The sequence below is a fragment of the Pseudomonas sp. NPDC012596 genome (assembly GCF_042902325.1).
Taxonomy (GTDB): Bacteria; Pseudomonadota; Gammaproteobacteria; order Pseudomonadales; family Pseudomonadaceae; genus Aquipseudomonas.
The window spans coordinates 185,731-199,736 of the sequence record NZ_JBIBEB010000004.1 but is presented as its reverse complement, the minus strand read 5'-3'; the positions used below and the strand labels follow the sequence as shown (position 1 = coordinate 199,736).

11 protein-coding genes are annotated in these 14,006 nt (G+C 64.1%); 6 read left to right on the top strand and 5 right to left on the bottom strand.

Going from position 1 to position 14,006, the window contains the following annotated elements; translation table 11 throughout:
• Positions 1-136: 136 nt before the first annotated feature.
• The 4 genes from ACFY68_RS07260 to edd form a co-directional block, all read right to left on the bottom strand.
• Complete coding sequence (locus ACFY68_RS07260) at positions 137-1,591, bottom strand: ATP-binding protein (RefSeq protein ID WP_346611912.1); 1,455 nt, start codon at positions 1,589-1,591, stop codon at positions 137-139.
• The gene (gene gltR / locus ACFY68_RS07255) at positions 1,572-2,297 is read right to left on the bottom strand and encodes a two-component system response regulator GltR (RefSeq protein ID WP_346611913.1); all 726 of its coding nucleotides are present in this window, start codon (positions 2,295-2,297) and stop codon (positions 1,572-1,574) included. Before gltR ends, ACFY68_RS07260 begins: the two co-directional genes overlap by 20 nt.
• 165 nt (positions 2,298-2,462) lie before the next feature.
• Entirely contained in the window at positions 2,463-3,422 is a 960-nt protein-coding gene (locus ACFY68_RS07250; RefSeq protein WP_387525023.1) for a glucokinase, read from the bottom strand.
• On the bottom strand, positions 3,419-5,245 hold the full coding sequence (gene edd, locus ACFY68_RS07245; RefSeq protein ID WP_346611915.1) for a phosphogluconate dehydratase: 1,827 nt from the start codon (positions 5,243-5,245) through the stop codon (positions 3,419-3,421). Before edd ends, ACFY68_RS07250 begins: the two co-directional genes overlap by 4 nt.
• A 264-nt stretch (positions 5,246-5,509) precedes the next feature.
• On the opposite strand from edd, the gene gap reads away from it, so the two are divergent.
• The 6 genes from gap to ACFY68_RS07215 all read left to right on the top strand — a co-directional run bounded on the left by gap (position 5,510) and on the right by ACFY68_RS07215 (position 12,544).
• Positions 5,510-6,511: a type I glyceraldehyde-3-phosphate dehydrogenase gene (gap, locus tag ACFY68_RS07240; RefSeq protein WP_387525020.1), complete on the top strand. Its 1,002-nt coding sequence runs from the start codon at positions 5,510-5,512 to the stop codon at positions 6,509-6,511.
• A gap of 489 nt (positions 6,512-7,000) precedes the next feature.
• Positions 7,001-7,513: an RNA polymerase sigma factor gene (locus ACFY68_RS07235; RefSeq protein ID WP_387525017.1), complete on the top strand. Its 513-nt coding sequence runs from the start codon at positions 7,001-7,003 to the stop codon at positions 7,511-7,513.
• A gap of 90 nt (positions 7,514-7,603) precedes the next feature.
• On the top strand, positions 7,604-8,566 hold the full coding sequence (locus ACFY68_RS07230) for a FecR family protein (protein ID WP_387525014.1): 963 nt from the start codon (positions 7,604-7,606) through the stop codon (positions 8,564-8,566).
• Positions 8,567-8,692: 126 nt separating this feature from the next.
• The gene (locus ACFY68_RS07225) at positions 8,693-11,278 is read left to right on the top strand and encodes a TonB-dependent receptor (protein ID WP_387525011.1); all 2,586 of its coding nucleotides are present in this window, start codon (positions 8,693-8,695) and stop codon (positions 11,276-11,278) included.
• Between the two features lie 204 nt (positions 11,279-11,482).
• The gene (locus ACFY68_RS07220; RefSeq protein ID WP_387525009.1) at positions 11,483-12,076 is read left to right on the top strand and encodes a biliverdin-producing heme oxygenase; all 594 of its coding nucleotides are present in this window, start codon (positions 11,483-11,485) and stop codon (positions 12,074-12,076) included.
• A 54-nt stretch (positions 12,077-12,130) separates the two neighbouring features.
• On the top strand, positions 12,131-12,544 hold the full coding sequence (locus ACFY68_RS07215) for a YbaN family protein (RefSeq protein ID WP_387525006.1): 414 nt from the start codon (positions 12,131-12,133) through the stop codon (positions 12,542-12,544).
• Here the strand turns inward: ACFY68_RS07215 and arcD are convergent.
• Positions 12,524-13,951 (bottom strand): arginine-ornithine antiporter, encoded by a 1,428-nt coding sequence (gene arcD / locus ACFY68_RS07210; protein WP_387525003.1) that lies wholly within the window; start codon positions 13,949-13,951, stop codon positions 12,524-12,526. The genes ACFY68_RS07215 and arcD overlap by 21 nt on opposite strands.
• Between the last annotated feature and the right edge of the window lie 55 nt (positions 13,952-14,006).

Here is a 14,006-nt window from a genome sequence, read left to right as displayed (position 1 = left end):
TGTCACCAGAAAGTGACACTTGCTTTGCCTGCACTGGCCCCATCGCCGGCAAGCCGGCTCCCACAGGTACCCCACTGTTCTCGAAAGCGGTGAACTTCCTGTGGGAGCCGGCTTGCCGGCGATGGAGCCAGTGGCCTCAATCAAAGCCGCGTGGCAAGTACAAAGTCACCCGCAACCCACCTTCGCGCAAGTTCAGTAGACTGACTTCACCGCCATGGCTATGGGCAATGTTGCGCGCAATCCCCAACCCCAGCCCATAGCCCTGCTGCTGCCCGGCCAGCCTGAAGTGCGGCTCGAACACCTGCTCCTGTTGCTGCTGCGGCACGCCCGGCCCCTGGTCATCCACCTGCAGGACGAAGCCGTCGGCGCTGTCGATGATGCGCAAACGGGCCCGCTCGCCGTACTTGATGGCATTGTCGATCAGGTTGCCGATGCAGCGGCGCAACGCCAGCGGCTTGCCCGGGTACGGCGCCAAGGCTTGGCCTTCGACAGTGATGCGGCCGTCACGCACGTAGGGCTCTGCAAGGATTTCCAATACCTGGTTGAGGTCGACAGGTTCGATGTTTTCGTGGATGTCGGTGTCCTTAACGCACTGCAAGGCGCCCTTGACCAGCAGCTCCAGCTCATCCAGGTCCTGGCTGAACTTGGCCTGCATATGCTCGTCCTCCAGCAGCTCCACACGCAGGCGCAGGCGCGTGATCGGCGTGCGCAGATCGTGGGAAATGGCACTGAACAACTGGCTGCGCTCGGTGAGGTAACGGCTGATGCGTTCACGCATGCTGTTGAACGCCCGCCCAACCTCGACCACCTCACTACCGCCACCCTCGGCCACCGGCGCCACGTCAGCACCCAGCGACAGCTCGCGGGCGGCCCTAGCCAGGCGCTTGAGCGGCCAGCTCTGCCAGTGCACCAGCAGGCCGATGAACAGCAACAGCAAGGCGGTGGTCAGCACGATGAAGCCGATCTGCTGGCGTGGCAGGCGCTCGGCTTCCAGGCTGGTGTAGGGTTCGGGCAGCAGCGAGGCGATATACAGCCACTCGCCTTCGCCCAGGCGAATCTGGGTGACCAGCACCGGTGGCTTGAGTGGCTCCAGGGTAAGCGAATAATGCGCCCAGGAACGTGGCAGCTCATCGAGCTTCAGGCCGCTGTTGAAGATGCGCAGGTCATCGGGCCCGACGAACTCCACCGATATTTCCATCTGCGCGCCCTGGCGCTCGTGCAGCACCTGCTGGAACACATCGATGACCGCCTGCTTGCGCGGGGTGATGGGCAGTACCGGCATGTCCAGCGGCTTGTCGTTGAGCGAAACGAAAAAGCGTGTGCCGCCCATGCTGCGCAACTGGTCCAGCACCATTGGCCGGTAGGCCACTGGCAACGAACGGAAGTAGCTGACGCTGGCGCTCATCGAATGCGCCAGGCTGCTGGCACTGGCGCGCAGCCCCTGCAACTGGCTGGCGCGCAGCTGGGCGACCCAGATCACACTCGAAAGGCCCTGGGCGAGCAACACCACCAGCAGCGTCAGCAGCAGCATGCGCCCCAGCAAGGAGCGCGGCAGCAGGCGCCAGCGCCGCTCAGGAAGCGCAGCAGACATGCGCGGCCAACAGGTAACCACTGCCGCGTACAGTGCGGATCAGCCGCGGCGGTTTGTCGGTGTCGCGCAGACGCTGGCGCAGGCGGCTGACCGCCATATCGACAATGCGGTCCAGCGGCATGGGCTCACGGCCACGGGTGGCGTTGCCGATGGTGTCGCGGTCGAGGATCTGCTGGGGGTGGTCGAGAAACAGCTTGAGCAGGGCAAAGTCGGCCCCTGAGAGGATCACTTCTTCGCCATCACGGTGGAACAGCCGGTGGCTGATCGTGTCCAGGCGCCAATCATCGAAGGCGAGCACGGCGCTGGCCGGCGCTGCGTGGCCGAACTCTGCACGGCGCAGCAGGGCCTTGATCCGCGCTTGCAGCTCGCGCGGGCTGAAAGGTTTGCCCAGGTAGTCGTCGGCACCCAGTTCCAGGCCGATGACCCGGTCGGCCTCGTCTGAGCTGGCGGTCAGCATGATAATCGGCACCCGCGACTGGCGCGGGTGCTGGCGCACCCAGCGGCACAGGCTGAAGCCGTCTTCGTCAGGCAGCATCACATCCAGGATAACCAGATCGCAGGGGGTGTTTTCCAGCGCGCGACGAAAGCCTTGGCCGTCGGCTTCGGCATGCACCTGGAAGCCGGCGCGGCTCAGGTAGGTTTGCAACAGCTCGCGGATTTCCTGATCGTCGTCGACCATCAAAATCGATTTACCGGCAGTGCTCAAGGTGTCCCGCCCTCTTGTTTGTCGCAGGTCTTCAGTGCCTGCTGCAAGGGCCGCTTCGCGCCCCAATCGCCGGCAAGCCAGCTCCTACAGGGATCGTGATTGCGCACGTTTTTTGTGGGAGCCGGCTTGCCGGCGATTGGGGCGCGAAGCGGCCCCGTTCACAATTCAGTGATCCAGCGCTTGCTGTAATGCCACCCCAGCGCCCAGCAGTCCAGAAAATTCCGCCGTCACCAGCCATACCGGCACGCCGGCAAAGTAGCCACTCATGCAACCCTTGTCGGCAAAACTCGCAGCAAAACCACTGCGCAGAAACAGCTCGGCGAAGCGCGGGATCACGCCGCCGACAATATAAACCCCACCACGCGCCCCCAGGGTCAGCACATTGTTACCAGCCACGCGGCCCAGGAAGCGGCAGAACTGCTCGACCACCGCCAACGCCTGTGGCTCACCGCCCAAGGCCGCATCGGTGATGTCCGCAGGGGTCTTGTGCCGCGGTACGGCGCCATCCAGCACGCAGATGGCTTGGTACAAGCGCACCAGGCCACCACCGCTGAGCACGGTTTCGGCACTTACATGGCCGATCTGGCTGTGGATCTGCTGGTGGATCGCCGCCTCACGGGCATTGCCGACCGGCAGGTCGACATGCCCACCCTCGCCCGGCAACGCCTGCCAATGCTGCTCGCCAAGGCGCAATAGGCTGCCGACACCTAGGCCGGTGCCCGGCCCGATCACCAGTGCAGGCCGCAACGGGTCGGCCTGGCCGGGGCAGACTTGGCGGTACTCGCCCTGTTGCAGGCGGGTCATGCCCAGGGCCATGGCCGAGAAGTCGTTGATCAGCAGCAGCCGCTCGACCTTCAAGGTGTTGCAGAATGCGCTGCGGCTCAGCCGCCAATGGTTGTTGGTGAAGCGAAACTCATCGCCATCGACGGGCCCGGCGACTGCCAGGCACACAGCTGCCAAACCACCACGGGCGATACCCTGATCGTCAAGGTAGGCCTCGATGGCCTGCTCGGGGCTTGTGTAGTCGGCAGTGGCGAAGACCTTCACCTGGTACAGCTGGTTGTCACGCCACAACGCAAAACGGGCATTGGTGCCACCGATGTCGCCAACCAGCAGGTCCTTCATTTGAGGTTCTCCAAAGCCGAGGTGAAGGCGCTCGCGCCCTGTTCGGCCGGGCTGAACGCCATGCGCATGAAGCCGAATAGCTCGCGCCCGCAGCCCAGGTCGTTACCCAGAGGCGCTGGCGGCAGGTCGCGGCTGGCCAGTTCTTCGGCCGACACCATCACCTGCAGCGTGCCTTCGACACCATCGACGCGCACGATATCACCCTCGCGCACCCGCGCCAGCGGGCCGCCGTCAAATGCTTCGGGGCAGACATGAATGGCGGCAGGGATCTTGCCCGATGCGCCCGACATGCGCCCGTCGGTGACCAGCGCGACTTTGTAGCCGCGGTCCTGTAGCACACCGAGGAATGGCGTCAGCTTGTGCAGCTCGGGCATGCCGTTGCAACGCGGCCCCTGGAAGCGCACCACGGCCACGAAATCGCACTCCAGCTCGCCGGCCTTGAACGCATCGGCCAGCGACTGCTGGTCCTGGAACACCCGCGCCGGGGCTTGCACAACGCGGTGCTCGGGGGCGACTGCAGACACTTTCATCACCCCGCGGCCGAGGTTGCCTTCCATCACCCGCAAGCCGCCCTCGGCCGAGAATGGCCGCGCCACCGGGCGCAGGATGGTTTCGTCAAGGCTGTCTTGTGGGCCTTCGCGCCACACGAGTTTGCCGTTGTCGAGGAACGGTTCCTGGGTGTAACGGCGCAACCCGTGGCCAGCCACGGTGTTGACGTCTTCGTGCAACAGGCCAGCGTCGAGCAGCTCACGGATGAGGAACGACATGCCGCCGGCGGCCTGGAAGTGGTTGATGTCGGCTTTGCCGTTGGGGTACACGTGGGACAGGGTCGGCACCACCTCGGACAGGTCGGCCATGTCCTGCCAGGTCAGCTGTATACCCGCCGCCTGGGCAATCGCCGGAATGTGCAGGGTGTGGTTGGTCGAGCCGCCGGTGGCGTGCAGGGCGACGATGGAGTTGACCAGCGCCTTTTCGTCGACGATTTCACCCAGCGGCATGAAACTGCCACTGGCCTTGGTCATGCGCGTGACCTGCTGCGCAGCCTCGGCAGTGAGCGCGTCGCGCAAAGGCGTATACGGGTTGACGAACGAAGCGCCCGGCAGGTGCAGGCCCATCACCTCCATCACCAACTGGTTGGTGTTGGCGGTGCCGTAGAAGGTGCAGGTACCCGGGCTGTGATAGGAGTTCATCTCCGATTCCAGCAGCTCCTCGCGGCTGGCCTTGCCTTCGGCATAGCGCTGGCGCACATCGGCCTTCTGCTTGTTGGAGATGCCAGACACCATGGGGCCGCCCGGCACGAAAATGGTCGGCAGGTGGCCGAAGCGCAGCGCACCCATCATCAGGCCGGGGACGATCTTGTCGCAGATACCCAGCATCAACGCGGCGTCGAACATGTTGTGCGACAGCGCTACCGCAGTGGACATGGCGATGACTTCGCGGCTGGCGATCGCCAGCTCCATGCCCGGCTCGCCCTGGGTCACGCCATCGCACATGGCCGGCACGCCGCCGGCGAACTGGCCGACCGAGCCGACCTCGCGCAGGGCCTGCTTGATCTGATCGGGGAAGTGCACGTAGGGCTGGTGCGCCGAGAGCATGTCGTTGTAGGCCGAGACGATGGCCACGTTGGCAGCGTTCATCAGCCGCAGGCTCTGCTTGTCGTCGGCGCCACACCCGGCGACGCCGTGGGCAAAGTTGGCGCACTGCAGGCTGGCCCGCATGGGTCCGTCACTGGCCGCGCCGCGAATCAGCTGCAGGTAGCGTTCACGGGTGGCACGGCTGCGTTCAACCAGCCGTTGGGTGACCTCAAGGATGCGCGGGTGCATGTACGGGACTCCAGGCTAACGGTAAGGGCGGTTTACCGGGCATTTCCCCTCCAAACGATTGCGGCCTAGGCTCCAGTGTAAGGGGCCCTGCGCATCGAGGAGGCGGCTCACCCGACCACTCGTTGTATATTTAAACAAAATACTGCCAGTAAAAAGGCTTGTTTTCTATCGCTAAGTGAATAATCTTGTAATTCCAACAACAAAACCGTTTCAGTGAAGCTTCTTTGTGCCACAGGTTTCACTCGGACTGCCAGAGGTACTGCCATGACCCTACGCATCGCCATCAACGGATTCGGCCGCATCGGGCGCAATGTTCTGCGCGCACTGTATACCCAAGGCTACCGCCAGGACCTGCAGGTCGTCGCCATCAACGACCTGGGCGACAGCGCCATGAATGCTCACCTGCTCAAATACGACAGTGTGCACGGTACATTCGATGCATCGGTGGAGGCCGATCATGAAAGCCTGACGGTAAATGGCGACCGCATCGCGGTCAGCGCCATCCGCAACCCGGCCGAGCTGCCTTGGAAGGCCGAAGCGATCGATGTGGTGTTCGAGTGCACCGGGCTGTTTACCGACCGGGCCAAAGCCGCGGCACACCTGGCGGCGGGTGCCGGCAAGGTGATTGTCTCGGCCCCGGCAAAAGGCGCCGACGCCACGGTGGTGTACGGGGTCAACCACGACATCCTGCGCGCATCCCACCAGGTCATTTCGAACGCGTCCTGCACCACCAACTGCCTGGCGCCGATCGCCCAGGTGCTGCACCGTGAGTTCGGCATCGAACAGGGCTTGATGACCACCATCCATGCTTACACCAACGACCAGGTGCTGACTGACGTTTACCACAGCGACCCTTACCGTGCGCGCTCGGCCACCCAGTCGATGATCCCGAGCAAGACCGGCGCCGCCGAAGCCGTGGGCCTGGTGCTGCCGGAGCTGGCCGGCAAACTGACCGGCATGGCCGTGCGGGTGCCGGTGATCAACGTTTCGCTGGTCGACCTCACCCTCAACCTCAAGCGCGAAGCCACGGCCGAGCAGGTCAACCAGCTGTTCCTCGAGGCCAGCCGGCATTCCAAGGTGCTGGGCTACAACACCCTGCCGCTGGTGTCCTGCGACTTCAACCACAACCCGTTGTCGTCGATCTTCGATGCCAACCACACCCGCAGCAACGGCAAGATGCTCAAGGTGATGGCCTGGTATGACAACGAGTGGGGGTTCTCCAACCGTATGCTGGATAACTGCCTGGCGCTGTGCAGCGCGCGGTGAGGGGGCGCCTGGCGGGGGATTTTTTAGCGCCTGTGAGATCGAGCGCCGCCCGCGCGGCGCATCGCGGGGCGCTTGCCTTGGGATCTTTAGCGTCCTTGAGATCGAGCGCCGCCCGCGCGGCGCTTCGCGGGGCAAGCCCGCTCCCACATTTGTTGCAACGTGCCATTCCAGTCAGGCCATGGTTGTCCGCCCTGGCGCATGACTGAAGACAGGTGAGGCGGCGGCAGTGCCAGCCGAAATATCTCGTCGGGCCAACAAGACTGACAACTATGGCCTATCAGGCCATGGCACGTTGCAACAAATGTGGGAGCGGGCTTGCCCCGCGAAGCGCCGCGCGGGCGGCGCTCGATCTCATGAGCGCTGAAGATGCCAAGACATGCCCCCCACAGCCGCCACTCACAATCTTTACCTTTCCCTAACACTTCCGCGCTTGACCAATAGGCAAGATGATAAGCATTATCATTAACCTTCTGTCGGCCAGGTCCCCCCGTGAGTCAGTCCCGGTTCAACTCCGTCTTCCTCGTCCAGCGCCTTTCCCTGCTGCGCACCTTGCAGCGCATGGTCGGCAACCCCAGCACCGCCGAGGACCTGCTGCAGGAAACCTACCTGCGGGTGTCCCGTGCCCTGGGCGAGCGGCCTATCGACCACCTCGAACCGTTCGTGTTCCAGACCGCCCGCAACCTGGCCCTGGACCACCTGCGCACACGCCGGGTGCAATCGCGCATGCTGGTCGACGATGTTCCCGACGAAATCCTGCACAACGTCGCCGCCCCCCTGAGCAGCAGCGAAGATGCCGCACATGCCGAACAACTGCTCAAGCACCTCAGCGTCAGCCTCAACCAGCTGACCGAGCGCCAGCAACGCATCTTCATCCTCAGCCGCCTGCATGGCGCCAGCTACCTGGAAATCGCCGAACAGCTGGATGTCTCGGCCAGCACCGTGCAGAAGGAACTGAAACTGATCATGGCCATCTGCATAGGTGTGGCCGATCGCCTCAAGTGAGACGACCGCCGGCCAGCAGAGTGAGGCTAAGCGCTTGCCACGCCCCGCCTTAGCCGTGATCATTCGGGAAAATCATTTCAAGGATTCACCGTGACCGACAGCCCCGTCCCTCGCCCGCCGACCGCCGGGCCCGACGCCCGCGCCCGTGCGATGGACGAGGCGCTGGACTGGCTGGTACGCCTGCAATGCGCCACTGAAGCCGACACCCTGGCCTTCGAGCAATGGCTTGGCGCCGCGCCGGAAAACGCCGTGGCCTACGTCGAAGCCGAAGCCCTGTGGAACGGCACGCCGCTGCGCCAGGCCGCCACGCAGATGCACCAAGGCCGGCGCCGCTCCGTGCGCGGGCGCCTGCGTGCACACTGGAAACCGCTGGCGACCGCTGCCGTGCTGCTGGTCGGGCTGTTCACCGTGGGCAACCTGCCGGTGCGCCTGCAGGCCGATCACCTGACCGTGGTGGGCGAACGTCAGCGCCTGCAACTCGATGACGGCGCCAAGGTGCTGCTCAACACCAACTCAGCCTTCGCCAGCGACCTGCGTGACGGCCGCCAGGTGGCGCGCCTGCTGCAGGGTGAGGCGTTTTTCCAGGTACCGGCGGGCGCCCAACTGCCGTTGGAAGTGCAGGCCGGGCCGCTGCGAGCCCAGGTACGCGACACCGATTTTGCCGTGCGCTACCTCGATGGCGAGGCGCAGGTCCGCGTGCAGCGCGGTGACGTTGACCTGCAGGCGGCCAGCGACCAGCGCATCCGCCTCAGCGCTGGTGACAGCATCAGCGTCGGCCCGCAAGGCTTCGGCCAGCGCCAGCGCCCGGACATGCACAAGGACCTGGCCTGGGTCGACGGCCGCCTGGTATTCGAAAACTGCCCGCTGAGCCAGGTGCTGGCCGAAGTGCGGCGCTATTACCCAGGCTGGATCATCAACCGCAACGCCAACCTCGACGACATGGCGGTGACCGGCAACTACCGCCTCGACCAGCCGCTGGAGACCTTGCGCGCGCTGGCTCACATCACTTCGGCGCAGCTGCACGAATACCCCGCCGTGGTCATTCTCAACTGACCTGCCAATTATTTTTACGCGATCGCGCTACCCCGCCCGTCTCGTTATAGCCAATGCAACTGATTCTTGTTTGAAAACAAGAACGGTCATCACCTATAACAGTTCGCGCGTCTGGGAGCGCTTTCGATGTCCACAGGTACAACTCGCCCGTCCACCCTTCCCCGCCGTACCGGCCAACTGTCCCTGCTGACCCTGGCCCTGCTCGCCAGCGGAGCCTGCAGCCTGCCTGCGCTGGCCACAGAGCCAGCCCAGGCGAGCAGCCCACGCATGGGCGACTACCGCTTCAGTATCGCCCAGCAGCCCTTGGTCGAGGCCATCAATGCCTTCAGCCAGGTGACCGGGTGGCAGGTAGGTTTCAGCGCCGAACTGGCAGAGGGCGTAGCTTCGCCAGGTGTGCAAGGTTCGTTGGCGCCAGAGGCTGCACTCAAGCGCCTGCTGCAAGGCACCGGCCTTGGCTATCGCAAGATAGGCAACGGCAATGTGGTGCTCGAACGCCAGTCGGCGGGCAACGCCATCGCCCTGCAGCAAATGACCGTCAGTGCTACCCGTAGCGCCCAGGACGTCAGCCAGGTGCCCAGCACCGTGAGCGTGCAGACCCGCGAACAGCTGGACCGCCAGAACGTCAGCAACATCCAGGAGCTGGTGCGTTACGAGCCGGGCGTGTCGGTCGGCGGCACCGGCCAGCGCAGCGGCCTGAATGGTTACAACATCCGCGGTATCGACGGTGAGCGCGTGCTGACCCAGATCGACGGTGTATCGATCCCCGACAGCTTCTTTTACGGCCCCTACGCCCAGACCCAGCGCAACTATGTCGACCCGGAAATCGTCAAGCGCGTCGAGATCCTGCGCGGCCCCGCCTCGGTGCTGTATGGCAGCAACGCCATCGGCGGCGCCGTGAGCTACTTCACCCTCGACCCCGAAGACATCATCAAGCCTGGCAAGGATGTGGGTGCTCGGCTGAAGACCGGCTACAGCTCGGCCGATGACAGCTGGCTGACCTCCGCCACCGTGGCCGGCCGCCAGGGCGACTTCGACGGCTTGCTGCACGTGAGCCAGCGCAACGGCCACGAAACAGAGTCGTATGGGGGCCACGGCGGCACCGGCCTGTCGCGTACCGAAGCCAACCCGGAAGACGTGCGCACCACCAACGTGCTGGCCAAGCTTGGCTGGAACTACGCCGACGACGCCCGCCTGGGTTTCACTTACGAGCGCTACAAGGATGACCGAGACCAGGACATCCTCAGCGCCGTGGGCGGCCCGTTCGCCAATGGCGCCGGCATGGGCATGTACCGCAGCCGTACCGGCAACGACACCGTGACCCGCGAGCGCTTCGGCATCAACCACGAATTCGGCCTGGATTCGCTGGTGGCCGACCACATCAAGTGGAGCCTTAACTACCAGATCGCCAAGACCGACCAGCACACCGAGGAAGTCTACTTTCCGTTCAGCCGCACGGTCTTTCGTACCCGCGACACCACCTACAAGGACCGCCAGTGGGTCTTCGACGCCCAGCTGGACAAAGCCTTCAGCATCGGCGCCACCGACCACCTGCTGACCTACGGCACCACCCTCAAGCACGAAAAAGTCACCGGTTCGCGCAGCGGCACCGGCACCTGCCTGGCAGTCGGCGGCACCTGCCGCGCCATCGGCCAGGTCAGCGCCAGCGATGCACAGGCGCTGGTCAGCGACTTCCCGGACCCGACCGTCAACACCTACAGCCTGTTCGCCCAGGATGAAATTCGCTGGAACAACTGGACCTTCCTGCCAGGCGCGCGTTACGACTACACGCGCATGGAGCCGAAGTTCACCGACGAGTTTCTGCGTGGCATCCAAGGCTCGGGCGCAGCGCCTGGCAGCCTGGACGACTCGGACAAGAAGTGGCACCGCGTGTCGCCCAAATTTGGCCTGACCTACGCGTTCAACGACAACTACACCTGGTATGGCCAGTACGCAGAGGGCTTCCGCACACCGACTGCCAAGTCGATGTACGGCCGCTTCGACAACCCGACGCTGGGTTACAGCGTGCAAGGCAACCCGGGCCTTGAGCCCGAGAAGAGCAAGAGCTACGAAACCGGCCTGCGTGGCAACTTCGATGCCGGTAACTTCAGCGCTGCGGTGTTCTACAACAAGTACCGCGACTTCATCGACGAAGATGCCGTGCAGTCGGCCAACCTGGAAACCACCTTCCAGGCCAACAACATCAAGCACGCCACCATCAAGGGCGCCGAAGTCAAAGGACGCCTCAACCTCGACCACTTCGGTGCGCCCGAAGGCCTGTACACCCAGGGTTCGATCGCTTACGCCAACGGCCGCAACGATGACAACGGCCAGCCGCTGAACAGCGTCAACCCGCTGACCGGCGTGTTCGGCCTGGGTTACGAGCAGCCGAACTACGGCGGCCTGCTCAGCTGGACCGTGGTCAAGCGCAAGACCCGCGTCGACGACACCACGTTCTTCGCCCCGGACGGGCAGAGCTCGCAGTTCCGCACACCAGGCTACGGCGTGCTGGACCTGAGCGGCTTCTACAAGGTGACCGACGACGTCACGGTCAACGCTGGGCTGTACAACCTGACCGACAAGAAATACTGGCAGTGGGACTCGGTGCGCGGTTACGACGGCCAGGGTGAGGCAGGCGTAACCCAGCCAGCCAACCTGGACCGCCTGACCATGCCAGGGCGCAACTTCGCCATCAATGTGGTGTGGGATATCTGATTTGAGCTGATCGGTACTGGCCCCATCGCCGGCAAGCCGGCTCCCACAGGTACCCCGCTGCCCTCAGGTTCAGTGGAACACGTGTGGGAGCCGGCTTGCCGGCGATGGGGCCGGTACATTCAACAGGAAACCCAGTTTTTTTACTCTCCCACCCCCGCTGTTTCGTCTTGTCACTAGACGCCCCCATTTTCCAAGGAAGCCCCCATGACCGACCGCCCAGCCCTGCGCTCGCAACGCCTCAACCAGGTCACCCACGCGCCGCACACCGAGCTCGACGCCCTGGTCAAATCCCACGCGCCGTTCGACAGCCGCGAAAGCTTCGCCCGTTTCGTCGTTGCCCAGTACCTGTTCCAGTCCGAACTGCAGGCCCTGTACACCGACCCGCAACTGATCGCCATCGTCCCCGACCTGGCCGAGCGTTGCCGCGCCGAGCAAGCCCGCCTGGACCTTGCCGACCTCGACACCGAAGTACCCGCCGCCATCGCCGGCGCACCGCAGAACCTGAGCCTTGCCGAGGCACTGGGCTGGATCTTCGTCTCCGAAGGCTCCAAACTGGGCGCTGCGTTTCTGATCAAGCGTGCCGTGGCGCTGGAACTGTCCGACAGCTTTGGTGCTCGCCACCTGGGCGAGCCAGCCGGTGGCCGCGCCGAAGGCTGGAAGCAGTTCACCCGTATTCTTGATGGCCTGGAGCTGACGGCCGAGCAAGACGCTGCTGCCGAGCGTGGCGCTGTCGCCGCCTTCGAGCGCTTCACCGAACTGCTCAAGCATGCCTACGCTGCCGACAGCGCGCTGGCCTGATACGCTTTACCCGGCCACCCCTCCGGTGGCCGGACCGTTTTTCGCAGTGAGACCATGACCCGACCTGCCCGCTCGAAACTGTCGCGCCTGCTATATGGCATCCTGGCTTACGTAAGCCTGGGCATCGGCCTGGTCGCCATTGTCATCCCTGGCCTGCCGACCACCGAATTCATCCTGTTGGCCGCCTGGGCGGCGACACGCAGCTCACCGCGCCTGTCGGCGTGGCTGGAGAACCACCGGCTGTTCGGGCCAATCCTGTACAACTGGCGCAACGGCAAGCTGATCCAGCGCCGGGCCAAGGTCAGCGCGACCATCAGCATGCTGGTGTGTGCAGGCGTGATGCTGACCTTCCTCGACCACCGTTGGCCGGTGTTCCTGGCCATCGCCGGCATGGCCCTGGGCAACCTGTGGATCTGGTCGCGGCCAGAGCCCGCCTGCCCGCCTGCCTCACAAGCTCAGCAGCCCTGAATAAAGCCCATAGGCCGCCAGTGCCGCCCCCGCCAGCACCGCTGCGAAAATCAGTTTTTCCCACGGGGTGAACAGCGCCTGGCCCTGCTCGTGCTTGGCCCGGGCAAACAGGATCACCCCAGGGGCGTACAGCAACGCCGACAGCAACAGGTACTTGAGCCCACCGGCGTACAGCAGCCACACCGCATACAGCAGCGCCACCGCCGCAACCAGCAGGTCCTTGCGCCGCAGCGCCTGCTGCCCGCCATAGCCCTCTGCGCGCAGCGCCAACAGCACCGCGTAAGCGGCCGACCACAGGTACGGCACCAGAATCATCGACGACGCCAGGTAGATCAGGCTGGTGTAGGTGCCAGCCGAAACCAGCGTAATCAGCAGGAACCCCTGGATCATGCAGTTGGTCAGCCACAAGGCATTGGCCGGCACGTGGTTGGCGTTTTCCTTGGCCAGAAAGCGCGGCATGGTCTTGTCCCGCGCTGTGGCAAAGAGAATTTCGGCGCACAGCAACGCCCATGACAGCAGTGCACCCAGCAGCGAAATCGCCAGGCCGATGCTGATCAGCAAGGCCCCCCATGGGCCGACGATATGCTCGAGCACCGACGCCAGCGACGGGTTCTGCAACCCGGCCAGTTCCGGCTGGGTCATGACCCCCAGTGACAGCACGTTGACCAGCACCAGCAGCGCCAGCACGCCGAGAAAGCCGATGACCGTGGCCTTGCCGACATCCGAGCGGCGCTGTGCCCTGCCCGAGTAGACACTGGCACCCTCGATGCCGATGAACACGAACACGGTGACCAGCATCATGTTGCGCACCTGGTCCAGCACATCGCCGAACTGCGGGTTGCTCAAGCCCCAGATATCACGGGTGAAGATGTCGGCACGGAAGGCAAAAGCGGCGATGACGATGAAGATCAGCAGCGGCACCACCTTGGCAACGGTGGTCACCTGGTTGATGAACGCCGCTTCCTTGATGCCACGCAGCACCAGAAAGTGCACGGCCCACAGCAGCAGCGAGGCACAGCCGATGGCGATCGGCGTATTGCCTTCGCCGAATACCGGAAAGTACAAGCCCAGGGTACTGAACAGCAGCACGAAATAGCCGACGTTGCCCAGCCAGGCACTGATCCAGTACCCCCAGGCCGAAGAAAAGCCCATGTAGTCGCCAAAGCCGGCCTTGGCATAGGCATAGACACCCGAGTCCAGCTCCGGTTTGCGGTTGGCCAGGGTCTGAAACACGAAGGCCAGCGCCAGCATGCCCACCGCGGTGATACCCCAGCCGATCAGCACGGCGCCGACATCGGCGCGTGCCGCCATGTTCTGTGGCAACGAGAAAATCCCGCCGCCAATCATCGAACCAACTACCAGTGCGATCAACGCGCCTAGACGGAGCTTCTGTCCTGGTTCGCTCATGTAAATCCCCATCTTTTGTGTGTGTTGTCACACGCCTGAAACAGCTTTATCTGCA